General features: G+C 43.0%; 21 protein-coding genes and 1 riboswitch. Of the genes, 7 read left to right on the top strand and 14 right to left on the bottom strand.

Annotated features, from left to right (window positions below):
- Positions 1 to 92: 92 nt before the first annotated feature.
- A complete protein-coding gene (locus NEJAP_RS08910) occupies positions 93 to 1,724 on the top strand; it encodes a methyl-accepting chemotaxis protein (RefSeq protein ID WP_201350272.1) in 1,632 nt (543 codons plus the stop codon).
- 749 nt (positions 1,725 to 2,473) lie between these two features.
- Positions 2,474 to 3,178 carry a choice-of-anchor E domain-containing protein gene (locus NEJAP_RS08905; RefSeq protein WP_201350271.1) on the top strand — a complete coding sequence of 235 codons (705 nt, stop codon included), beginning with the start codon at positions 2,474 to 2,476 and terminating at the stop codon, positions 3,176 to 3,178.
- A gap of 146 nt (positions 3,179 to 3,324) precedes the next feature.
- Here the strand turns inward: NEJAP_RS08905 and NEJAP_RS08900 are convergent, their stop codons facing one another.
- From NEJAP_RS08900 to NEJAP_RS08875, 6 genes are all read right to left on the bottom strand, one after another.
- Positions 3,325 to 5,214 (bottom strand): AMP-binding protein, encoded by a 1,890-nt coding sequence (locus NEJAP_RS08900; protein ID WP_201350270.1) that lies wholly within the window; start codon positions 5,212 to 5,214, stop codon positions 3,325 to 3,327.
- Positions 5,215 to 5,322: 108 nt separating this feature from the next.
- Entirely contained in the window at positions 5,323 to 6,246 is a 924-nt protein-coding gene (gene mmsB / locus NEJAP_RS08895) for a 3-hydroxyisobutyrate dehydrogenase (RefSeq protein ID WP_268927853.1), read from the bottom strand.
- A gap of 43 nt (positions 6,247 to 6,289) precedes the next feature.
- Positions 6,290 to 7,390: an enoyl-CoA hydratase/isomerase family protein gene (locus tag NEJAP_RS08890; protein WP_201350268.1), complete on the bottom strand. Its 1,101-nt coding sequence runs from the start codon at positions 7,388 to 7,390 to the stop codon at positions 6,290 to 6,292.
- A gap of 28 nt (positions 7,391 to 7,418) precedes the next feature.
- Entirely contained in the window at positions 7,419 to 8,195 is a 777-nt protein-coding gene (locus NEJAP_RS08885; RefSeq protein WP_201350267.1) for an enoyl-CoA hydratase, read from the bottom strand.
- A gap of 106 nt (positions 8,196 to 8,301) precedes the next feature.
- Positions 8,302 to 9,459, bottom strand: a complete 1,158-nt coding sequence (locus NEJAP_RS08880; RefSeq protein WP_201350266.1) for an acyl-CoA dehydrogenase family protein — start codon at positions 9,457 to 9,459, stop codon at positions 8,302 to 8,304.
- A gap of 119 nt (positions 9,460 to 9,578) precedes the next feature.
- On the bottom strand, positions 9,579 to 11,072 hold the full coding sequence (locus NEJAP_RS08875) for a CoA-acylating methylmalonate-semialdehyde dehydrogenase (protein WP_028470853.1): 1,494 nt from the start codon (positions 11,070 to 11,072) through the stop codon (positions 9,579 to 9,581).
- A gap of 182 nt (positions 11,073 to 11,254) precedes the next feature.
- Here NEJAP_RS08875 and NEJAP_RS08870 point away from each other — a divergent pair, with 182 nt between their 5' ends.
- Entirely contained in the window at positions 11,255 to 12,157 is a 903-nt protein-coding gene (locus NEJAP_RS08870; RefSeq protein ID WP_201350265.1) for an AraC family transcriptional regulator, read from the top strand.
- Positions 12,158 to 12,176: 19 nt separating this feature from the next.
- Here NEJAP_RS08870 and NEJAP_RS08865 read toward each other — a convergent pair whose 3' ends face one another.
- The 6 genes from NEJAP_RS08865 to NEJAP_RS08840 form a co-directional block, all read right to left on the bottom strand.
- On the bottom strand, positions 12,177 to 13,343 hold the full coding sequence (locus NEJAP_RS08865; protein WP_201350264.1) for an AAA family ATPase: 1,167 nt from the start codon (positions 13,341 to 13,343) through the stop codon (positions 12,177 to 12,179).
- A gap of 20 nt (positions 13,344 to 13,363) precedes the next feature.
- Positions 13,364 to 14,269 (bottom strand): alpha/beta hydrolase, encoded by a 906-nt coding sequence (locus NEJAP_RS08860; protein WP_201350263.1) that lies wholly within the window; start codon positions 14,267 to 14,269, stop codon positions 13,364 to 13,366.
- Between the two features lie 11 nt (positions 14,270 to 14,280).
- Positions 14,281 to 14,766: an FKBP-type peptidyl-prolyl cis-trans isomerase gene (locus tag NEJAP_RS08855; RefSeq protein ID WP_201350262.1), complete on the bottom strand. Its 486-nt coding sequence runs from the start codon at positions 14,764 to 14,766 to the stop codon at positions 14,281 to 14,283.
- Positions 14,767 to 14,965: 199 nt separating this feature from the next.
- The gene (locus NEJAP_RS08850; protein WP_201350261.1) at positions 14,966 to 15,166 is read right to left on the bottom strand and encodes a dodecin family protein; all 201 of its coding nucleotides are present in this window, start codon (positions 15,164 to 15,166) and stop codon (positions 14,966 to 14,968) included.
- Between the two features lie 149 nt (positions 15,167 to 15,315).
- The gene (locus NEJAP_RS08845) at positions 15,316 to 16,248 is read right to left on the bottom strand and encodes an AEC family transporter (RefSeq protein ID WP_201350260.1); all 933 of its coding nucleotides are present in this window, start codon (positions 16,246 to 16,248) and stop codon (positions 15,316 to 15,318) included.
- Positions 16,249 to 16,253: 5 nt separating this feature from the next.
- Positions 16,254 to 16,814, bottom strand: coding sequence for a TIGR00730 family Rossman fold protein (locus tag NEJAP_RS08840; RefSeq protein ID WP_201350259.1), 561 nt, complete (start codon positions 16,812 to 16,814; stop codon positions 16,254 to 16,256).
- A 97-nt stretch (positions 16,815 to 16,911) separates the two neighbouring features.
- On the opposite strand from NEJAP_RS08840, the gene NEJAP_RS08835 reads away from it, so the two are divergent.
- Positions 16,912 to 17,415 (top strand): CreA family protein, encoded by a 504-nt coding sequence (locus tag NEJAP_RS08835; RefSeq protein ID WP_201350258.1) that lies wholly within the window; start codon positions 16,912 to 16,914, stop codon positions 17,413 to 17,415.
- Here NEJAP_RS08835 and NEJAP_RS08830 read toward each other — a convergent pair.
- Complete coding sequence (locus NEJAP_RS08830; protein WP_329610946.1) at positions 17,409 to 18,293, bottom strand: LysR family transcriptional regulator; 885 nt, start codon at positions 18,291 to 18,293, stop codon at positions 17,409 to 17,411. The genes NEJAP_RS08835 and NEJAP_RS08830 overlap by 7 nt on opposite strands.
- Before the next feature lie 148 nt (positions 18,294 to 18,441).
- On the opposite strand from NEJAP_RS08830, the gene NEJAP_RS08825 reads away from it, so the two are divergent.
- Entirely contained in the window at positions 18,442 to 19,140 is a 699-nt protein-coding gene (locus NEJAP_RS08825) for a CoA transferase subunit A (RefSeq protein ID WP_201350257.1), read from the top strand.
- A 13-nt stretch (positions 19,141 to 19,153) separates the two neighbouring features.
- Positions 19,154 to 19,810 carry a 3-oxoacid CoA-transferase subunit B gene (locus NEJAP_RS08820; RefSeq protein WP_201350256.1) on the top strand — a complete coding sequence of 219 codons (657 nt, stop codon included), beginning with the start codon at positions 19,154 to 19,156 and terminating at the stop codon, positions 19,808 to 19,810.
- A 71-nt stretch (positions 19,811 to 19,881) separates the two neighbouring features.
- Here NEJAP_RS08820 and NEJAP_RS08815 read toward each other — a convergent pair whose 3' ends face one another.
- A complete protein-coding gene (locus tag NEJAP_RS08815) occupies positions 19,882 to 21,189 on the bottom strand; it encodes a hypothetical protein (protein WP_201350255.1) in 1,308 nt (435 codons plus the stop codon).
- 246 nt (positions 21,190 to 21,435) lie between these two features.
- Positions 21,436 to 21,565: riboswitch (TPP riboswitch) on the top strand.
- 55 nt (positions 21,566 to 21,620) lie between these two features.
- On the opposite strand from NEJAP_RS08815, the gene NEJAP_RS08810 reads away from it, so the two are divergent.
- The gene (locus NEJAP_RS08810; protein ID WP_201350254.1) at positions 21,621 to 23,693 is read left to right on the top strand and encodes a TonB-dependent receptor; all 2,073 of its coding nucleotides are present in this window, start codon (positions 21,621 to 21,623) and stop codon (positions 23,691 to 23,693) included.
- The last annotated feature ends 27 nt before the right edge of the window (positions 23,694 to 23,720 follow it).

The raw sequence follows: 23,720 nt of genomic DNA, 5'->3' as shown, positions 1-23,720 counted from the left end.
TAACCGTCTAAACTAAAATAAAAATATGTCAATAGGAAAAATTCCTATTAATGACACACTTTAAAGTTTTCAACGTTCTATGTGAGAATTCTATGCTTCTAAATAATTTCAGCATTCGCAATCAGTTAATCTTTCTATCAGCACTACCGATGCTGGCTATCATCCTGATCATCAGCGAGTCGCTAAGCTCTCTCAAAGAAGCAGATCTTGGTGTAGCCAGTATTTATGATGACCGAGTAGTCCCATTAAAAGAGTTGAAAATTATAGCTGATGATTATGGAGTCTACGTAATTGAGGCGGTCAACAAAGCCAACGCTGGTATAATGACTGCATCCGAAGCCTTATTAGGCATCAGAAGCGCCAGGAAGGAAATTAAGAAAACATGGAGTGAGTATATGAAAACTCACCACACTGCAGAAGAAGACCGCTTAGCCAAAGAGGCCAGCGTGCTCTTTGTAGCCGCCGATAATGCACTTGATACACTAGAACAAGCCTTGCAGAGCTTAAACGGATACATACCAAACCAACTAAATGAATTTGATGGGCCTCTTTATAAAACAATGGATCCCATCAACGATAAAATAGCTGAGCTAATAGATTTACAGCTAAGGGTCGCAGGAGAGGAACGCGCACATATACATGAAACTTACCTAAACCAAGTCTTTTTGGTGATAGCCCAAGGGGCAGCCGTTCTGCTTATCCTTATAATAGTCGGATACTTAATTTACAAATCGATTAATAAACCTTTAACAGCACTCAACCAGGCAATGAGCAAAGTCGCCACTGAATCAGATTTAACTATTGAACTGGACACCAGCGGCACAAACGAACTCGCTGCCATGACTGAGAACTTCAATACCATGCTGAACCAGCAGCGTTCACTCATAAGCGAAATAAGCAACGCGACTACCCAGCTTGCAGTCGCCTCTGAGCAAATGACCTCTGTCAGCAACACTGCAAACCAAAGCATAGACAGCCAACGCCTCGAAATTGAGCAAGTAGCAAGCGCCATGAATGAAATGGTATCCAGCTCCCAAGAGATTGCGGGTAACGCAGAACAAGCCGATCACAGAGCACAGGAAACGCGTGAGCAAGCCGATATAGGTAACAATGTTGTTGGCATTGCGGTGTCTGCAACTAACTCCCTAGTCAGCAATGTTGCTGATATATCAGAACGCATCAAAATACTCGGCGTTGATAGCGATAACATAGGCTCTATTGTTGATGTTATTAATGACATTGCCGATCAAACCAACTTACTCGCTCTCAATGCAGCTATTGAAGCTGCTCGTGCGGGAGATCAAGGTAGAGGCTTTGCTGTTGTCGCCGATGAAGTGAGAACGTTAGCACAACGCACTCAAACATCGACCACTGAGATCAGGGAAACTATTGAGCGACTGCAGAACGGCACCCGTACAGCAGTGTCTGCTATGACCAAAAGCCAAGAAGAAGCAGCAGAGGCCGGTAATAAAGCAGCCGAAGTCAGTAAAGCATTTGAAGAAATCACACTATCCGTTACTGCTATCAATGAAATGAATACTCATATAGCCTCAGCTAGTGAGGAGCAAACCAGCGTATGCGAAGAGATAAACCGATCACTTGTCTCAATTCATGATTCGTCTCAAGTGTCTTCTGATGGCGCCTCTCAAATTTCAACAGCCAGTTTAGAGTTAGCATCGCTCGCTTCTGAGCTAAGCCGACAAGTAGCCAAGTTTAAAACTTAAAAGAAAACGCCAGCCTCCTACCAATAAGCGCTTTGTGCCCGCCCGAGCCAAGCGCTTATTATTTAATACACCATACCCATTAACAGCCTCAAATAAACATCGTTTAAGCCGCTTAACACACGCCTACTTTATAAAAAATATATGTCTCCATTAAGAAACAAAATGCTAAGATTATTGACAATATTAAAATACCGATCAGATAAGACTACTCATGGGTAGTCATTATTTATACTTTTACTAAAAATTATTGGCACTGAATAATTAAAAATGAGATTTTATAAAGAAACGTCAGTTTTATTTACACATTACAAATATAAATCCACAAAAAACAACAGTTTAAAGTCTCTCATTTGAGACACTCCTTATAATATTAAGTATTGATTAAGTCTAAAGACTTCTATAGGAATAATAAAATCTAGATATATTTACAAGTGATCATTAAACAATCAGTAACGTCGTATTTTTTTACATTAAATAGTTCGCAAGCAAAAAAATGAACCGAATATTAATATACAGCCACAATACCCATTAATAATAAGTGGTTTAATTCTTTTACTTATATTTTAAAAATTAACAACTCATTAACACGCTTTAAAATGTAGCCAAGCAGAGTCAGTAATATAGCGAAATAATAAAATAAAAATATTTTTACTAAAACTACAACTCTTGGTCCACATTTTGCTTTAAGGGGGATAGCTTTCACATAAAATGTAGTTGGAAGCGATTTTTATAAATAATGGAGATATTAAATGTCAGCTTTCACAAAAATTTCAGCAGCCGCAGTTCTTACTTTAGCAGCGAGCACAGCTTCTGCAGCGCTAATTACTGAAACAGGTTCTTTTGGTACGCAAGGCAGCTCAACTGATGTTGCAATGGGCGCTTTAAACGAAAAAATCACTATTGCTGGCTTTGATGCTGCTCTAGGTAACCTAACAGGCGTTAACGTAACTGTTTATGGTCAACTAGATAGCTCTGGTACTTCTCAAAACACTAGTGCTGCTAATGGCCGTGCTGATGTATCTATCAATATTTTCCAAGACTGGAAAGTTTCAACAGCAGCAGCTGATGACCACATTTTCCAAGGCTTCATGCTTTCTTACTTGACTGATGAAAGCTCTACAGCTGGTACTTTTGACCTAGCAACAAATGATACTTTCTCATACGGCGTTTCTAGTGGCGAGCTGAGCACATCACTAACGGGTGTTGACTTGTCTGCATTCTCTGCTGGTCCAGTAGAATTTGATTTTACAGGTTTCGCTCAAACTAATATCAACAACTCTGTAGATTCAGGTACAGGCGCATTCATTAACTCATTCGCAACAGGCTCATGGGGTCAGGTTGACGTTGCATACACTTATGATGCTGCCCTACCACCAAGCACTGTACCTGTTCCAGGAACTGTTGCTCTACTAGGTCTTGGCCTACTAGCTATGCGTGCTCGTAAAAGCGCATAAGCCCTTTTAAGCACTAACAAAAGCCTCATCTGATAAGATGGGGCTTTTTTGTTTGCTTGAATATAGATGTATCTTATTTAGGCCATAAAAAAAGGCGCCCTAAGGCACCTTCTTTCATAACGCAAATACCTATTTGTAATAGATCTCTACACCAGCCCTCTCTCTTTCAAGATATCTTCAATCTCTGGCAAGATAGTCTCATCATCAATTGTAGAAGGCATTTTATAGGTTTCATTAGCAGCAATTTTACGCAGTATTGCACGCAAAATTTTACCTGAACGCGTTTTTGGCAAGCGCTCAACAACAACGGCTTTTCTGAAACAGGCCAAAGCACCGACTTCACCACGCACACGCTCGACTAGTTCTTTTTCAAGCTGCACCTCATCAATGTCCTCGCCCGCTTTCAGAACAATAAGGCCGACTGGCACTTGCCCTTTAAGTGAGTCGTTAGCACCAATGACAGCACACTCTGCCACAGCTGGATGAGCTGAAACAACCTCTTCCATCTCACCTGTTGAAAGCCTGTGCCCAGAGACGTTTATAACATCATCTGTACGCCCGGTGATGTAGATATAGCCATCATCATCTTTAAAGCCACCATCGCCTGTATGGTAATAACCGGGAAAGGCTTCTAAATAGGAGTCGATATAACGTTGCGGTTGGTTCCAAATACTCCAAGCAACACCCGGAGGAAGCGGTAACTTAACACAGATATTTCCTGTCTCATTCGCCTCCATCTCGCCACCATCACCATCCAGCACACGAATATCATATCCAGGAATAGGCTTGTTAGTTGAGCCAAGGCGCGCCTCAGATGGATTATCCCATCCCATCATCGGTGATGTCATTGGCCAGCCCGTCTCGGTTTGCCACCAGTGATCAATAACCGGAACCTGTAATAACTCGTTAAGCCAATGGAAAGTTGAAGAATCCAGCTTCTCTCCTGCAACAAATACCCAGCGCAAACTGCTTAAATCATAATCTTTTGAAAGCGCACCTGTCGGATCTTCTTTACGAATTGCACGGTACGCTGTCGGCGCACAGAACATCGAGTTAACTTTGTACTCTTCAATAACACGCCAAAAAGCACCCGCATCAGGCGAGCGAATCGGCTTACCTTCATAGAAGATAGCAGAACCACCGCCCATCAATGGGCCATAGACAATAAAAGAATGCCCAACAACCCAACCAATATCGGAGGCTCCCCACCAAACATCACCGGCTTTCATTCCATAGACATTATTAAAAGCATAACGCAGGGCAACAGCATGCCCTCCATTATCCCGAACGATACCCTTTGGCTGTCCTGTCGTACCCGATGTATATAACACGTAAAGCGGGTCAGACCCTTTCACGGCAACACAATCAGCCGGCTCTGCATCTTTTTGAAACTCATGCCAATCAAGATCACGCGCAGGATTCATTTCTGCCGTCAAGACAGACCTCTGACAAACCACAGTATGTGAAGGCTTATGAGCGGCTAGCTCCACAGCTTTATCTACCAAGGGCTTGTAAGCTATTTTTTTATCAAACTCGATACCACAAGAAGCCGTAAGAATAAGCTTAGGTGTTGCATCATCGATACGAATAGCGAGCTCATTCGCAGCAAAACCACCAAACACAACTGAGTGAATCGCACCCAATCGAGCACAAGCCAACATAGCGACAGCCGCTTCAGGAATCATCGGCATGTAAATAACAACTCGGTCGCCTTTTTCAACGCCTAAGCCTTTCATTGCACCCGCAAAGCGACTAACCCGTTGCTGCAAATCATTATAGGTAATAGCTTCTTTAGTTTGTGTTGATGGCGAATCGTAATACAAGGCAACTTGTTCACCACGGCCTTCTTCAACCTGCTTATCAACCGCTAGATAACAGCTATTCAGCTCACCGTCCGGATACCAGCAAAAAGTACCTTGTTCGGTTTCTTGTAGAATTGTTTGAGGATCTTTGTACCAGCTTATTGCTTTGGCTTGCTCTGCCCAATATGACTCAGGATTCTCAAGCGCGTGACGATATTCTTCTGTGTAACCCATCGTAGGACCTCATGTTTTTTTTATTAAAGGCGCTCTTATTAAAGGCTATGAAGCAGGCACCCTATTAAAAATAGGATGCCCTTATTCGGTAGTCATGAAGACCAGAGATTACTGATCTTGATACAGCTTCAATACGCTTGAGAAATCCAAGCCACCGTTGCCATTAACCTTGTGTAGATTAAATAAAGCGCGTGCTTGCGAACCCATCGGTGTTGGAGAAGCACTTTGCTGGCTCATTTCCATCGCAAGACCAAGGTCCTTAAACATTAGATCAACCTGGAAACCACCCTGATAGTCATTTGAGGAAGGCACCCCCTCCATAACACCTGGGAACGGGTTATAGACCTGCAGCGCCCAGTTGTTACCTGAGCTCTGCTTCATGATTTCAGACAAAACAGCTGGATCTAGACCATTTTTAACACCCATATTGAGTGCCTCACTGGTACCGGTCATCAGTACTGCCAACAGCATGTTATTACACGCCTTTGCAACCTGACCTGCGCCATGAGTACCTGCGTGGAAAATATTTTTACCCATAACATCTAAGATAGGTTTAGCTTTAGCAAACTGCGCTTCGCTAGCGCCAACCATAAAGGCTAACGTCCCTGCTATAGCACCACCCACACCACCAGACACTGGCGCATCAATAAAGTCGATATCGCGTGCTTCAGCGGCTGCCGCTACACTTTGTACTGTTGCAGCATCAATAGTAGATGAGTCAATAATCAGTACATCTTTTTTTACATGCTCGAATAAAGGGTCATCACCGGTAACAAACAAACCCTGAACATGCTTACCTGCTGGCAACATTGATACAACAAAATCTGCATCCGTTACGGCATCTTTGGCAGATTGAGCAGATACACCACCTTCAGATACTACTTTTGCTACAGCTTCAGCTGATAAATCAAAAGCCTTAACTGTATGACCAGCCTTAACGAGATTAATCGCCATTGGACCGCCCATGTTCCCTAAACCAATAAAGCCTATAGTAGCCATTTTATAATCCTTGTTCTTATCGTTATTCTTAATATAAAAAATTCTTAACTGAGAATCCTTGATTGAGAAAACCAGCTTACATATTCGCCAGTGGATTAGTTTCCCACGGGGAGACAAAAAGCTCGTCTAAGAAGGCTGGATCAACATCATTAATAGAGCTGAATGTCCAATTAGGTTTACCGTCTTTATCAACCAATAAAGCACGAACTCCTTCTGGAAATTCACGATGACGACAGCACTGCACAGATAGCACCAACTCAGACTCAAATACTTCTTTCAATGACATTTGCAACGTACTTTGCAACTGCTTATAAATCATATGAATTGCAAGAGGACTGCCATGACTGATCGCTTTTTGAGCACGCTGCATCCATTTATCTTCTGTTTCAACTGCAAGCAATGTCTCAATAATTTCTTCGACGGTATCTTGATCCGTAATATCTTGAATCAGATCAAAATGAGTACGTACTGGTGACTCGATGGCCTGACGCATATCCCAGGCATCATCTTCAAGGTCACGCAGAACACGATTAACAACAGCATTCAGGTCACCACCCCAAGACTCTTGTGATAGCCGATCAAGAATGTCGCCACGCTGTGATGTTTTCAGGAAGCGATCTCCTAAATTGAGAAATAACGCATCAGCAGCATTCATTCTATTCCCAGTCAAACCGAGAAAAAGACCGGTTCGTCCTGGAGTTCGGTGTAAAAACCACGTACCACCTACATCAGGATACAAACCAATCGTGACTTCAGGCATCGCCATATGTGTTGTTTCAGTCACGATACGATGACTACAACCACTCATTAGACCCATGCCACCACCCATCACAATACCGCTGCCCCAACAGATAATTGGCTTAGGGTATGTATGGATGGTGTAATCCAATAAATATTCTCGCGTGAAAAACTCTTCAGGAAAATCAGGCTCAGCGCCACCTGTCATGGATTTATACAGGCTAACAACGTCACCACCTGCACAGAATGCTTTTTCACCCATACCGTCAAGCAGAATGGCAACAACAGAATCATCTTCTTTGCACGCATCTAGCTTAGGCTGAATCAGATCTATCATATCCAACGTTAACGCATTAAGAGATTTCTCTGCATTAAGGCAGATCTCAATAATTTTCTTACCATCTTGCGTTAGGTGCTCTGTAAAAAGTACACAACTCATCCGTTTTTCTCCTTTTGAGCTCGTTGTATTATCGGTTTTTCCATTCAGCTTTACGCTTGCCTAAAAACGCATTCACGCCTTCTTTTTGGTCTTCAGAGTGGAACAAATCCACAAACAGTTCACGCTCAAGAATATAACCCTGATCCCAAGCGCGAGTACGGTTTGACTGGATCAACTGTTTGCATGCAGCAACAGCCATTGGGCTTTGTTCAGCAACCTGCTCAGCCATTTCCATTGCGCGGTTAACGCATTCCCCTTTGGCGACGACTTCTTCGACTAAACCAATTTCCAATGCCTTCGCAGCTTTAACTCGCTCACCACATAGAATCATTTTTTTAGTCCAACCTTCACCCACCAACATTGTGAGATTTTGCGTACCACCCGCACAAGGCAACAAACCAACCTTGGCTTCTGGTAACGCCATTTGAACCTGCTCTTCAGCTATACGAATATCACACGCCAGCGCAACTTCTAAACCGCCGCCCATTGCCCAGCCATTCATTGCTGCAATTGAAACACCACGAAATTGAGAAAGCGTCTCGAATGCTTCACCAAAGTAGCGCGCCATGTCTCTTGCGACAGAACGATCACTATCAGCAAAAAGGTTCAAATCAGCGCCCGCTGAGAAAAATTTCTCACTGCTACTTTTAAGCACCAAGCTGAAAATATCCATATCATCATTCAGTTCTTTAACAATGACTGCTAACTCTTTTAAGGTCGCTTCAGTCCAAGTATTCGCTGGCGGGTTATTCATTGTAATAACCGCGATATGGCCCTGCTTTTCTACTATAAGTTGGTCGCTCATTGGATCCTTTACCTCTACTCTTTTATCTGGCCTATTTATAAACAATAAGAGCTAGGTCACAGTCACTAGCAAACTTGCTTAGTAAAGCTTATTTAACAAAAATACATTACAGAATATCAGCTGCATCTTTTAACAATAGACGACGTGCAATAATGACATTCATTATTTCATTGGTACCTTCAAGAATACGATGCACACGATTATCACGCACATAACGTTCCATCGGATATTCTTTAATGTAGCCATACCCACCAAAAATCTGCAGCGCCTCATCACAGACCTTAAAACCTACATCCGTAGCAAAGCGCTTTGCCATTGCACAGTAAGTAGAACGGTCGGGATGCTTATCATCAAGCTTGCTAGCAGCAAGGCGCACCATCTGGCGGGCAGCGACTAGCTCTGTGTTCATAGTCGCGATTTTGAACTGTAACGCCTGAAAGTTTTCAAGGGTACGACCAAACTGCTTTCGCTCGCCCATATATTGAATAGCGTGATTAAGTGCCGCCTGAGCAGTACCGATTGAACATGTCGCAATGTTGATGCGTCCTCCATCCAACCCTTTCATGGCAATTTTAAAGCCATCACCCTCGTTACCCATTAGGCATGAAGCAGGAATTCTGGCATCTTCAAAAGTAATCAGTCGCGTAGGCTGGCTATTCCAACCCATTTTTTCTTCTTTACGGCCATAGGTTATACCTGCCGCTTTGGCATCAACCGCAAAAGCTGAGATACCTTTTGGACCATCTTCACCCGTACGCGCCATCACTACTAATACATCGGTAGCTCCGGCACCCGAAATAAAGATTTTACTGCCATTAAGAACGTATTCATCACCGTCTTTACGTGCCGTTGTTTTTAATGAAGCAGCATCAGAACCTGCATTAGGCTCAGTTAAGCAATAAGAAGCGAGTTTTTGACCTGCCGTTAATTCGGGGCACCAAAACTGTCGTGTCTCTTCATTGCCAAAATCAGCAATCATCCACGTCGCCATATTATGAATAGTGATAAAAGCTGTCGTGGAAGTACAACCCATCGCGAGTTGTTCAAAAATAATACTTGAATCAAGACGACCAAGGCCCAAACCGCCTACATCGTCGGGGGAATACAATCCGCAAAAACCAAGCTCACCCGCCTTTTGCAAAACATCCACTGGGAAAATTTGTTCTTGATCCCATTTTGCCGCATGGGGTTCCATCTCATTTTGAGCGAATGCTCGCGCCATATCGGAAAATGCGATCTGATCTTCGTTAAGTTCAAAATCCATTAGCCTCTCCCTGTTTAGCGAAGCCCGCTAGCCTTCGCGAAATTTATTATTATATAAAACAAGGCCTTGAGCGATATTAATTACAACATCTCTCAAGACCTTTTTATTACTAGAAAATATTACTTCAAGTTGATACTAGTGTTAACACCGGTATCGATATCATCTTCAAACCAGCGCGCTGTCACTGTTTTAGTTTCAGTGTAAAAACGCACTGCCTGCTTACCATAGGCATGTTGATCACCGTAGAAAGATTTTCTCCAACCGGTGAACGAGAACATTGGAAGAGGCACAGGTACAGGTACATTAATACCCACCTGACCTACCTTGATCTCGTGCTGATATTTACGAGCAGCCGCACCAGAAGATGTGAACATTGACGTACCGTTACCGTACGGGTTGTCATTAATCAAAGCAATCGCTTCATCTAGCGTATCGACTTCTAAAGCAATCAATACAGGTCCGAAGATCTCTTCCTGATAGATTGACATATTAGTAGACACATTGCGGAACATCGTTGGCCCAACCCAGTTACCATCAGGATAACCTTCAACTACGCACTCTGAACCATCCAGAATACAATCAGCACCGGCATCTTTACCTTCTTGGATAAAGCGCAAAACACGCTCTTTGGCTTGAGGGTTGATCAACGGGCCGTATCCAGCACCTTCATCATCCCATACACCAGGGCGAACTTTTGCCAATGCATCACGTACTTCAGGGATCCACTCACGTGCACTACCCACAAATACAGCAACAGAGATAGCCATACAACGCTGACCACCGGCACCTACAGAAGCACCCGCAATGCTATTAACTACCTGGTTTTTAGCCGCATCAGGCATGATCACCATATGGTTTTTAGCACCGGCAAATGCCTGTACACGCTTCATTTTGTCCGTACCTGTACGGTAGATATGTTCACCTACAGCAACCGAACCAACAAACGAGATAGCCGGTGTATCTTTATGTGTTAGTAGTTGGTTAACAGCATCTTTTGTACCGTGAACCACTTGTAACAAACCAGCAGGAGCACCCGCATCTTGGAACAACTTAGCCAAGAACATCGGTGTTAGAGGATCTTGCTCAGAAGGCTTAAGAACAAAAGTGTTACCGCAAGCAATGGCCATTGGGAACATCCACAGAGGAATCATCGCTGGGAAGTTAAATGGTGTAATACCAACACACACACCCAAAGGCTGAGTAATGCTGTAGCAATCAATTTTACGAGCAACGTTTTCAACGGTTTCACCCATGCTCAGTGAAGCGATGTTACAGGCATGTTCAACGACCTCAATACCACGCCAAACATCCCCTTTAGCATCTTCAAAAGTTTTGCCTGTTTCTAGTGCGAGTATTTTAGCAATCTCATCATGGTTATCTTTAAGCAACGCCTGGTAACGCAGCATTAAGCGTGCACGCTCTCCTACTGGCGTTTCTTTCCACGTTTCAAAAGCAACCTTTGCCGCATCAACAGCTTGCTCTACTTCATCAGCAGTTGCACAAGGTACTTGTGCAATAACTTCCTGCGTAGCTGGGTTTGTTACAGGAATCCAGTTATCAGATTTACTACTTACGAGTTCGCCGTTGATTAGAAGTTGTACTTGTTGAGTCATGATAAATACCTTGCCTCTTGTTTTATTGTAGTTTTACGGTCAGCGCCTAATGGCGTGCTTTGCAATTACGTTGATGATAATTTAAGCACATGTCATGTGGAGCAGGGATTGATAATCTTGTCAGATTAATGGACTATATTGCGAATTAATAGTGGTTTTCCCTAGTCTAAAGGTCTAACGATATGAGCCAACCATCAGAATGGCCACTCCCCCCCGAGAGCTCAAGATTCGTTGTGCCCCGCAAAACCGTGGCTCACCTCAGCACTCATACATTAACAAAAGGGCTATACCCCATAGGCCTTGGGTACTATAAACAAGCGTTTAACCATACTATGTTGCGGCGCACACATGATGACTATTTAATGATCTATTGTCTTGATGGCGAAGGCGAGTTAACACTGGATCATGAGTCTTATGATATTAAAGCTGGCGATATCATATTCCTACCAAGAGGAGTACCACATGCCTATAGAGCATCCGAACTAACGCCATGGACTATCTACTGGATTCATTTTTCAGGCGAGCAAAGTGAGGATTTCATTGACTATCTTGCTGTTCGTGAAAATAATTTTGTATTGCCGCTGGGAATCCATGCACGACTTACAAGCGACCTAGAGTCCCTACTGGAGTGCCGTCAATCAAGTTATAACCTCAGTGCATTTGTACATGCAGCCAACCTTCTTCGCCAGATACTAACGCACATAGCGCAGCTACAACCATTGGCCAAGCAACAAAAAGCCGCCCACAACTTTGACTTAGAGCTCATTCACAGCCTTATGCAAGCCAGGGCCCACGAGCAATTAGACTTAGATACGTTGGCAGAAACAGCCAACCTATCAAAATTTCATTTTATCAAAAAATATAAAGAACTCACGGGCACCACACCGATTAACCATTTCATACATCTAAAAATTGAACGTGCCTGCCATTTGCTTGATGTAACAACGAAATCAATTAATGAAATAAGCTTTGCCGTGGGTTATGAAGATGCCTACTATTTTTCTCGAATCTTCAAAAAAATCATGGGCATTTCACCCAGCCAGTATCGACGCATGCGAATGGGAACCTACCCTTATTCCTATTAATGCGCTAAAACAGGCATATTCATGCTTTATCAGGCCAATACCAGGGCGGCTCATCAAGCATACTTAAACCTTTGACCTCTGATTGCCCCAACACTTTTTCTAGTTCAATTGCATGACAGCCGGGGTCGCGATTAAGCGCGGCTATTAAACGGTTTGAATGCGAAACCACCCATACCTGAGTAACTTTTGAGATACGTATAATTAAGCGGGCGAGTGCAGGTAACAGATCAGGATGCAGACTGGTCTCCGGCTCATTTAACACCATTAGAGAGGGTGGCCTTGGTGTCAATAATGCTGCGATCAACAATAGATAGCGCAATGTTCCATCTGATAATTCGGCACCCGTTAATGGACGTAACAACCCATGTTGAAAAAACTCAATAGAAAACCGGCCATCCTCATGCGGCATTACGGATACTCGTGCTCCGGGAAATGCATCTGCTATTGCATGATCAAGCACATCAGGATCACCAATTTCACGTATGGTTTGTAAAGCAGCGGCTAGATCACGACCGTCATGGTGCAACACCGGTGTTCGAGTCCCTAGTTGAGGCTTGCGTGCAGGCGCATCGGCATCTGTCCGAAAATGATCATAAAAGCGCCAACGCCTTATTAGCTCACGCATATGAAATACTTCTGGCGCTACACCTGGGTCTGCGATCTGGTCAAACAAACTATCAAAACTATTTAGGTGCTGTGCCACAACCTCCCAGCGTCTTCCTTTACGTAGCTTTACTGCGGAGCCATTTCGATCCACTAAAGAAGATGCAGGCCGGTAAAAACCTCCCGCCCAAATTACTTCACGCTTAATCTCTGGGTCCAAGCTAAATTTCGAGCGAGACGGCGTGGGTAGCCCAAGTGAGATTGAGTAGCCATAGTCTTGTGTAGCGAAACCTAAACGCAAACGCTTAACCGCTTGTAACGGACTTCCTTGAACGGGAACGACACCCTTTTTCATCCGATTTGATATTTTTTCAGGCCCTGCCCAATAGGTAGAGCTTAAACCACCCTCTCGCGCCAATGAATTAACAACACCACCTTGAGCCGTATCAGATAACAGGCGTAATGCCTTATACAGGTTAGACTTACCCGTGCCATTAGGGCCGGTAATCACATTAAGTGGGCCCAGCGGAATAATTAAGTTAAGAATTGACCGGTAATTATTAATCGCTAAGGAAGTGATCATAATGCATCCTGCTTTTCACTTTAGAACCGTAATAAACGCTTAACATGAAGATAGGTTTCTTTTGGCCTTTCTTGCATAAAGCAATGTCCACCCTCAACTTCTGTGAGTTGAATATGTGCATTGGCTTTTTCTGCTCTCCTTACTGCTGGCGGAACAAAAGGATATGTCTTGGTGCTGTGTAAAATATGCGTATATTCAGGTAACTGCGCGATAGCCGGCCATAGTTTTTTAGGATAACCAGAAAATATGCGAGCCTCCAACCAAGGAGGACAACGCAATTGCCATTCACCTTTTTCATTAGGCCGTATAGCATGATCGATATAACTATCTAACGATGCAGGCGTCCAACTCTTAAAAACGCCACGACCCTTAAGGTTATTTTGCACATCATCTCTACTGGCCCATGTTTGGCGTCTTTTTTTTGCTTGCTTCACATGGGGCAAACGCCCAGCGACACCGACCAGGTGCAAAAAACGCATCAGTGCAATCATAGACTGAGGGTAAATAACGGGGTCCAGCAATATATACTGATCAAACAAGCGATGCTGTTTATGTAACATCAACGTTGTGGCGATAGCGCCGAAGCTATGTGCCAGCCCAATAATGGGTAGTTGTGGATCCCAGCTCTTGCTGAAGTCTTCATAACACAGCAGCGCACGAGCTGTTAATGCCTGCCAATCCGAATACGACTCTCGTGGAGCATGATCACTATCCCCGTGCCCCTCAAATGAGCCAAGAAATAGATCGTACTCTCCATGAAATAATTCGAGAAAGGGCCAGTAAGTTAAATTCGACAATCCTGTCCCATGCAGAAAATGGATAATTGGGCGGCCATTATTTCCACAATTGGGTGTCATCCACCCCCGCAGTATTAATACACCATCATCATGTTCCCACGGAATTAGCGTTTCTTGTGCTTGCTTCATATTAAGCAATACTAGTCGTGTTGATGACCGCCAGCGCCATGAGCATGACCATGCTGAATTTCTTCAGCGGTTGCTTCACGAATGTCTTTTATTTCAATATCAAACGTAACTACTTTGCCAGCAAGCGGGTGATTAGTATCAACCGTCGCCATAAATTTACCCATCTTAACGATAGTAACCTGGCGATTTCCCTGTTCTGTTTGCACAGTAGCCGTCATACCTGGCTTCCACTTTTTAGCACCTTGTAAATGCTTAACAGGTACTCGTTGCGTAGAGTCTTCTGTTCTCTCTCCGTAAGCGTCTGCTGGCTGCAATGTTTCAGATACACTTTCCCCTACACTTTTGCCTTCCATGATCTTCTCAAGCCCAGGAAGCATACTGTTATGGCCGTGCAAATAAGCAACAGGCGAATCTTCATCTGTTGCTTCAACAATGTCACCATTTACGTCTTTCAGCGTGTAGGTAAATTGAACCACTGAATCTTTTGCAATCTGCATAAAATATCCTTAACACTATATAAAAAGAGAGATATTAACAGTAAACCATAGGTGACTCACAACATTAAATACACAAAATAAAGATGGTATTAAAGCGGGCCTAAAACGCTAAGTGGTCGCAAAAAGTGAAACGCTATCTTAAAAAACTTTAATGAAAAAAAGCAAAAGAGGGACACTCCCCCTTTCACGTAATATCTAATCAATCCAAAACAAAAGTGATTTTCATCGTCACTCGATATTCATCAATTTTGCCATTCACAACGGTGGCATTCTGATCTTTAACCCAAACAGAACTAATGTTCTTGATTGTTTTAGATGCACGCTTAACACCTTTCTGGAGCGCGTCATCAAAGCTTTTTTTAGAAGACGATGTAACTTCAGTAATTTTTGCAATAGACATTAGGTCTCTCCAAGTTGAGCAAAAAATAGTTATTTACTCTGATAAAAACTTAATCAACTCAATAGGGCTGATTAAGAATCTATCAGTCTTGGTATAGGTTTAGCTCTCTTATCATTAATAAGGCATGAACTAAAAGATCCATAGCAATATTACTGCAACCAGCTCATCCAAAGCGTTACGCTTAATAAAGAAAACACCGTCGTGACGACGACAATTTGAGAAGTTTCTTTTTCGAACACGTCATACTTAAGTGCCACTACATGCGCTAACGCCCCTGTAGGCAGTGCTGTAAGTAATACGGTGGTTGCTAACCAGATTGGGGCTTCTACATCCAGTAACCAAAATGCTGCTAATGTAAGCGCAGGGTGAATACACAGCTTAATTAGGACCAGCCAGCCCAACTCTGCTAGCACAATTGTTGTTTTAGCAAACTGCAAGCTGGCACCTAAACAAAATAAAGCCACAGGTATAGCAGCAGGAGCCAACATATCTAATAGTGTATGGATGGCGGCAGGCATACTCACTTGATTAGCAGAAAACAATAACCCCAACAGCGTTGATATAAAGATAGGGTTTCGCAATAAAGAACGGTCCAAAATGGCTAGAATAGGCCTAAGGCCTAGCTCTTTTTGGCGTATGGACTCTATCAATAATTGGGCACCGCCAATGAGAAAAATATTCCCCGCAAGAATAATGCTGACCGTCGCAGCGTAAGCTTCATTGCCAAATATCGCGAATGTCAGTGGAATCCCCATATAGGCATAATTGGCAAAGGTACCATTTAAAGCGCGAAGCACTAACTGCTCAGTACTGTCTGCTTTAAAAAACATACGGCTACCGAAAACAACAATAATGGCCGTAACAATAGCACCCAAAAAGAAAGCGGCCAATGCAGGCCCATTTATCAAATTATCTATAGACGCCTTACTAGCAGCATTAAACAGTAAAGCGGGAACTGCTAAGTAATAAACAAACTGATTTAACCCGGGTAACATATTGATATTAAATATGGTTCTCTTAGCTACATACCCCAGCGCAATCATTAAAAACAACGGCAATATTGACTGAAAGCTCAACAACATAAGGGCTAGCTCCACTTCTCTTGCGGGGCTGCATAGTTGCAAAGCATCTCTAATAATTCAGCGGGTTCGGCGCTCACCTGCATCATATCGGCATATTCTGATCTCATAAACTCTTGGTCAACTACTGTATTCATAAAACCTAATAACTGATCGTAATAGCCAGCTACGTTCAGGAACCCACAGGCTTTTTGATGATAACCAAGCTGCCCCCAAGTCCAGATTTCAAATATCTCTTCCAGTGTTCCTATACCACCAGGCATAGCAATAAATGCATCGGCTAACTCAGCCATCTTGGCTTTTCGCTCGTGCATGTCAGCAACAATAAATAACTCTGTCACTCCTCTGTGCTGTACTTCTCTATCTTTTAGGGCCATAGGCATTACACCATAAACCTTGCCACCTTCTTGTAAAACCGTGTCAGCAATAACGCCCATTAAACCGGTTTTTCCCCCTCCGTATACAAGTTCATGACCATCCTCGACTAATAACCGCCCCAAGCGTTGCGCTTCTGTCGCAAAGATAGGATTCGCACCAGTGCCTGACCCACAAAAAACTGCTATTTTCATTTCCGATTCACTTATTTAGTGCAACAATATATTCCAGCTTAACAAAAACCATTACCTAAAGTAGGTACAGTTTATTAGCTATTTTCATGAGGTTAACATGTTCAAGTCTACATACCTTCTTCCCTTCTTTTTAATAGCACCTCTTCTTTCTGGCTGTTCAGATAATGAGGTAGGAAATGTAAGTTTGGGCGTATTTACGACAAAAGACATTAAGCTGGTAATCGTCAAAGATCCAGTCGTCACAGGTGTTAGTTGTCATATTGCACATGTTGAAGCCAACTTAAATTTTTCAGACCCTTCTGATATGTCCATCGCGTGCCGTCAAACAGGCCCTATCACCCTTCCTATGATATCGGCAATAGATAAAAGTAAATCAGGTGAAGTTGTTTTCAAAACATCCAAAAGCATTCTTTTTAAAAGCTTAAAAGTAAGACGAATTTATGATGCACAGAACAAAACTCTCATCTATGTCAGTTATTCCACAAAGGAAATACAAGGGAGTCATAAGCATTCGTTATCTACGGTTCCACTATGGGGGAACCCTGTTTGGGATCAGGTTGAAAGCACAGAAGCCAACAACGAACACAACCAGCCTCAGTAAGTAGTTAGCAAAACATCAACTAAGCCTTTAGCGGCGGCAGAAAGTGGGTAACGGCGTCGTGTTATAACGCCAACGGGCCTGGTAATTATTGGCGACTCTAATGCACAGCATACAGCACCTAACTCAGTCATTTGTCCTAAGCATAACGATGGCACCACACTCACTCCTAGCCCCGTAGCAACCATACGCCCAATGGTTGCTAACTGATGAGTTTCAAACTGTGGAGTTAACGACAACCCTTCTTCTTCGAGCATGGCCTCTACTAGTAAACGAATACTTGAAGGGCGCTGCAATATAATAAAATCACTTTCTAACAAATGCTGCCATTTAATAGCCTTGTACTGGGCTAAAGGATGACCTTTAGGTAGTACCGCGATAAACCGGTCATCAAATAATGGATTAAAAAGTAAATCTTCGGTATTACCTGGGTCAAAAGATACACCAACCTCAACCCGTCCATCCCTAACCATATCAACGACATCTTCCGCAATGACGTCATGTACTGTCATATTAATATGTGGGTATTTATCACGAAAGTTTCGAAGCGCAATTGGTAACTGGTTTGATGCAAAAGAAGGCATACTTGCGATAGCCACTTTACCTCTAAACAATGAAAAGCGATTGTGCATCTCTTCATAAGCTTCATCTAGATCAGCTAATAAACGCTGGGCTGTTGGATAAAAAGCTTCGCCTTCTGGCGTTAGAGATAATGTTCGGGTGGTGCGTGAAAAAAGTGGCCCGCCTAAGCCTTCTTCTAAATTTTTAATCGCCACACTTAACGCAGGTTGTGAAAGATGCACAACAGCACAAGCCTCAGTAAAGCTTTGCGTATTAGCAACAGCAACAAATGCACGTAATTGTTTAACTGTTATATTCATAAATATAATCTATTAATTCTTCTATTAAATTCATTGGATAAATATAAGCCAGTGATAGACACTTAACAAACTTAAATTCTGCTTTCACCCTAGGGCGATGTATTAGGCAGGCCGAATAACAATAAGCTACAAGGCATGGAGATGTTCAATGTCGGGTTTTAACAAAGTAGTCAATAGCTACGATGAAGCAATGGCGGGACTTGAGGATGGCATGACTGTCATCGCTGGAGGTTTTGGTCTTTGTGGTATTCCAGAAAACTTAATTGCCCAAGTTAAAAAAATGGGCACAAAAGATCTCACTATTGTTTCCAACAACTGCGGTGTTGACGGATTCGGTCTGGGCGTTTTATTAGAAGATCGCCAAGTAAAGAAAATGGTCTCATCCTATGTCGGTGAGAATGCATTATTTATGCAACAGTTGCTGGCGGGCGAATTAGAAGTTGAGCTTACTCCACAAGGCACCCTCGCTGAAAAAATGCGTGCTGGCGGTGCTGGAATTCCTGCATTTTATACTGCAACAGGCTACGGAACGCCCGTCGCTGAAGGTAAAGATGTACGCGAATTCAATGGTCGCAACTATATTCTTGAAGAGTCCATCACTGGCGATTTTGCTATCGTTAAAGGTTGGAAAGCCGATAAATTCGGTAACGTAATATACCGCCATACTGCACAAAACTTTAATCCAATGGCCGCAACCGCCGGAAAAATTACGGTTGTTGAAGTGGAAGAGATTGTAGAGCCTGGTGAATTAGACCCAGCTCATATTCACACCCCGGGTATCTACGTTGATCGCCTCATTGTAGGCACTTTCGAAAAACGCATTGAACAACGCACTGTCCGTACGTAAGAGGGTTTTAAAGATGGCACTAACACGTGAACAAATTGCAATCCGTGTCGCTCGCGAACTGCAGGACGGCTTCTATGTAAACTTAGGTATAGGCATTCCTACTCTTGTAGCAAACTACGTTCCTGAAGGAATGGAAGTTATGCTGCAATCAGAGAACGGACTGCTAGGCATGGGACAGTTCCCAACAGAAGATGAAATTGATGCCGATATGATTAATGCTGGCAAGCAAACAGTGACCACTGTTACTGGCGCATCGATTTTCTCATCAGCTGAATCTTTTGCCATGATCCGTGGCGGACATGTAGATTTAACCGTACTAGGTGCGTTTGAAGTTGATATTTCAGGCAATATTGCATCTTACATGATCCCAGGAAAACTCATCAAAGGCATGGGTGGAGCAATGGACTTGGTCGCGGGCGCTGACAACATTATTGTCACCATGACTCATGCATCAAAACACGGCGAGTCCAAACTTTTAACTAAATGCTCGCTACCGTTAACCGGTGCAGGATGCATTAAAAAAGTATTAACCGATCTTGCTTATATAGAAATTGAAGATGGTGCTTTCATATTGAAAGAAAGAGCACCGGGCGTTTCTGTAGAAGAGATTGTGTCAAAGACAGAAGGAAAAATGATTGTACCTGATCATGTACCTGAAATGGTTTTCTAAGAGCGTTGCCCTAAAGCACTGATATAGCGCTTTGCCCGAACTTTGCTTATGCTGCGTTCGGGCTTTTTTATTTATAGAGACCGACTTCTTTCTTTAATTATTTTCCAACCATCTCCATCTTTAACAAGCTCCATTTTCTTAAAGCTCACATCACTATAGTTGTGCGATTGATACTTCTGTTTAAAGCTTACTTTCGCATAAGCTGGAGAATTGACAGTAATATTCACATCTTCAAGCACTATCTGTATGCCTTTTGCTTTTTTGATGCGCCGTGTTCTTTGCTCCACCCACTGCTTATGGCTGTTATATTTAGATTTATAATCTGACATATAGTGATGCAAGTAACGGCCAACATCTTGGCTCACCCACGCTGAGGCCCAAGCATTTATACTAGCCTCTATTTCTGCCTCTTCCGTTACTTCGGCTACTTCGGCTACTTCGGCTACTGCGGCTACTTCGGCTACTTCGGCCACTTCGGCTACTTCGGCTACTTCGGCTACTTCGGCTACTTCGGCTACTTCGGCTACTTCGGCTACTTCGGCTACTTCGGCTACTTCGGCTACTTCGGCTACTTCAGCTACTTCGGCTACTTCATTTACGGTCTTTAGCTCAGCAACATTTTGTGGAAGAGAAGATAGAAGGTCTTCATTTTTCAATCCCAAATCAATAAGTCCGTATGGAGCGGAAGGCATAGCCGCTTCTATTTGCGTCGATTGTTTTTCCTGATCGTCTAAATTCGTTGGTTTTACCAGTGAATCCAGCACATTATTTTGGCTAGTTAACTCGGCCTTTGACTCTTCGCTATCAACAGGCATTCCTTTTCCAGATAAGTAAACGAGTTGTTCAGTATAGTTGCGGGCAGTCATAAAGGATGCGGAATCATTTTCAGCAACAATAGTCATAAGCTTGTCTTCATTGCCTGCAATATAAGCATTATCAATAGCCGCTTTTTGTGCTGCTGATATTGCATCTATAGCTTCAGAACGCTTACCAAGATAGAACATCACAATAGACAAGTTATTGTAGGCTTCCGCCTTTGAAGGGTATTTAGCGACAACGCTTTTCAGTACAGATTCAGATTCTTGAAAGCGCTTATGTTCAAATAATAGCTGGCTACGCAGCATAGCGGCATCGTAATCATTCAACACCCTTTCTCTCTCACCTTCCTTAATAAGATCAAGGGAACGAAGAAGATCACCTTTTCGGGAGTGCTCAACTATCCTTTGTCTCCACTTATCATACATCTCTGGCGTATAGGAAAGCACTTCAGGTTGACGATCTTTTTTTGTTCCATTTCCTATAAATAAATACACAATTGCAATAGCTATAAATACAGCAATGGTCCATTTACCCGCCCTGACAGCCGAAACTGTATCCATTCTTGAAGTCCAAATTAAATTAATAGTGACTTAACATTATCTCAAATGAAAATGAACACTCACTTAGTATTTAGTAACTTTCTCATTAAAATGGACATTCATTTTAATGCTTCATCGCTACTTAATAAAACGCTATCACTCATCACTAATAACAACAAGATCCATACCTTTGAAATCACATCACATATTTGGCGCCTATCTTTTATTAATCTAAACGTTATAATCCAAGCCAATTTACTAATTAAGTAAGTTCCTAAGGGGTGGCACAGAAAAAGAGAGCCGTTTTAAGCTCTCTGCGCCTGAGACGCATATGGAATGCGGACCCTTTGAACCTGATCCGGATGATACCGGCGTAGGAATAGGAAAGTTATACTTCTTCTTTATTTTCCCGCTTCTCAACCGGGTCTCTGAGCTTTTTTCCGGAGACTTGTATGAATTTAAAACCTTCATTGTTTGTTAAATCTACGCTTGCCGTTGCTATCTTGTCAGCTAACCATTCTTTTGCAGCTGATGGAAATAACTTCTCGCTACCCTCAATTGTTGTCACCTCCGGCTTTCGCGGGGCTGCCCTTCAAGACGTACCTACAAGCTTAACTGTGGTTGATGACCAGGTCATTCAAGAACGTAACGCAGACCATTTAGAAGACCTTATAACCCTTGCACCTAACGTAAATTCATCCAGCGGTGCATCACATGCGAAATACTTCCAGATTCGCGGTATAGGTGAGCGTAGCCAGTTTATCGGGCCGATCAACCCGTCAGTCGGCGTCATCATGGATGGCATAGATATGAGTAATATTGGTGGTGCCGCAAATATGTTAGATGCACAGCAAGTCGAAGTGCTTCGTGGCCCTCAAGGAACACTTTATGGTGCAAATGCCCTCGCCGGTCTGATTAATATCCGCTCTAACGACCCAACCACCACAACCACAGGCCACATAGAAACAACATTAGGCACGTACAACACTAAACGCCTATCAGCCGCTGTAGGTGGCCCCATCAATGATAGCGTCGGTTACCGCGTTGCATTTCAAAGTAACAAAAGTGATGGATTTACCGAGAACGACCACCTGCATAAAGATAATACCAACAATATTGATGAAACCCTGTTCCGCGGCAAGCTACGTATTGAAGCAAGCGACGACCTAATGGTAGATTTAACAGCATTCTATGCCAATATCGATAACGGTTATGATGCATTTTCATTAGATAATAACCGCACAACATTATCTGACGAGCCAGGGCATGATCGTCAAGAGACATCAGCCCTAGCCGCTAAAACTACCTGGACAGGACATGATGCGTTCACATTAGAAACATCATTGAGCTACTCAGATTCAAACCTAGAATATGGTTATGATGAAGACTGGGTATACGATGGTTTTCATGTTGCGGGTTACAATGCATTTGATAATTATAAACGCGACAACAAAACAGCAACCGCTGAAGTCAGATTTATATCAGCTCCTGGCTCTGAACTATTCAACGGCTCTACATCATGGGCAACCGGCTTATACTATTATGATAGATCATCTGACTTAGCTCGCACATATACATACCTTGGCAACGACTTTATCAGCGAGTTTGATACTTCTCGTCTTTCAGTCTACGGGCAGCTTGAGTCATCATTATCTGAGAACTATGTGCTAACAACAGGTTTACGCATTGAGCATTCAGAATCTAAATACAGTGATAACGACGGTGCCTCTTCTAGCTCTGATGAGCTGCTAGTAGGTGGGCGAGTGGCTCTAGAATACCTAGCTAACCAAAACACGACTTATTATGGCTTGATCTCACGAGGGTACAAGGTAGGCGGCTTTAATGCGGACAGCTCACTACCAGCAAACCTAAAAGAGTTTGATACTGAATACCTTTGGAACTATGAAGTTGGTAGCAAAAAAAGCTGGCTAGAGAACAGCTTACAAACACAAATTGCTTTATTTTTCCAACAACGCGATGATGCTCAAATAAAAGGAAATCGGGTTGTTAGCAACCCCGGCGGAGGAAGCAGCTTTTTTGATTACGTCGATAATACTGACGAAGCATATAGCTACGGTTTAGAAGCAGAAGCTCGTTGGAAGTTAAACCCAACAGTATCGCTTTTTGGCTCACTTGGCTTACTTAATACCAAGTTAAAAGACAGCAGTGCCGCTTTTGACGGACGCGATGCAGCACAGTCACCAAACTATCAATATACGATAGGCGCCAATTTCAATCATGGAAAAGGCTGGTTTTCAGGGGTCGATGTTGAAGGCAAAGATATCTACTACTTTTCTGACAGTCACGACCAAAAGTCTGAAGCTTATGCCTTGTTAAATGCTCGCGTTGGTTACAAAACCAAAGACTGGGATCTAACACTCTGGGGACGCAACCTCACAGACCAAGACACATTTGTTCGCGGCTTCTATTTTGGTAATGACCCTCGTAACGGATATGCCGCTACAAAGTACACTCAACTAGGTGCACCACGCCAAATAGGCATCACGGCAAAACTGAACTTCTAATTCAAATGAAGCAAACTAAAACGCCGC

This window comes from Neptunomonas japonica JAMM 1380, from assembly GCF_016592555.1.
In the GTDB taxonomy this organism is placed as follows: Bacteria; Pseudomonadota; Gammaproteobacteria; order Pseudomonadales; family Balneatricaceae; genus Neptunomonas; species Neptunomonas japonica_A.
This window is presented reverse-complemented; position numbering and strand designations above follow the sequence as displayed.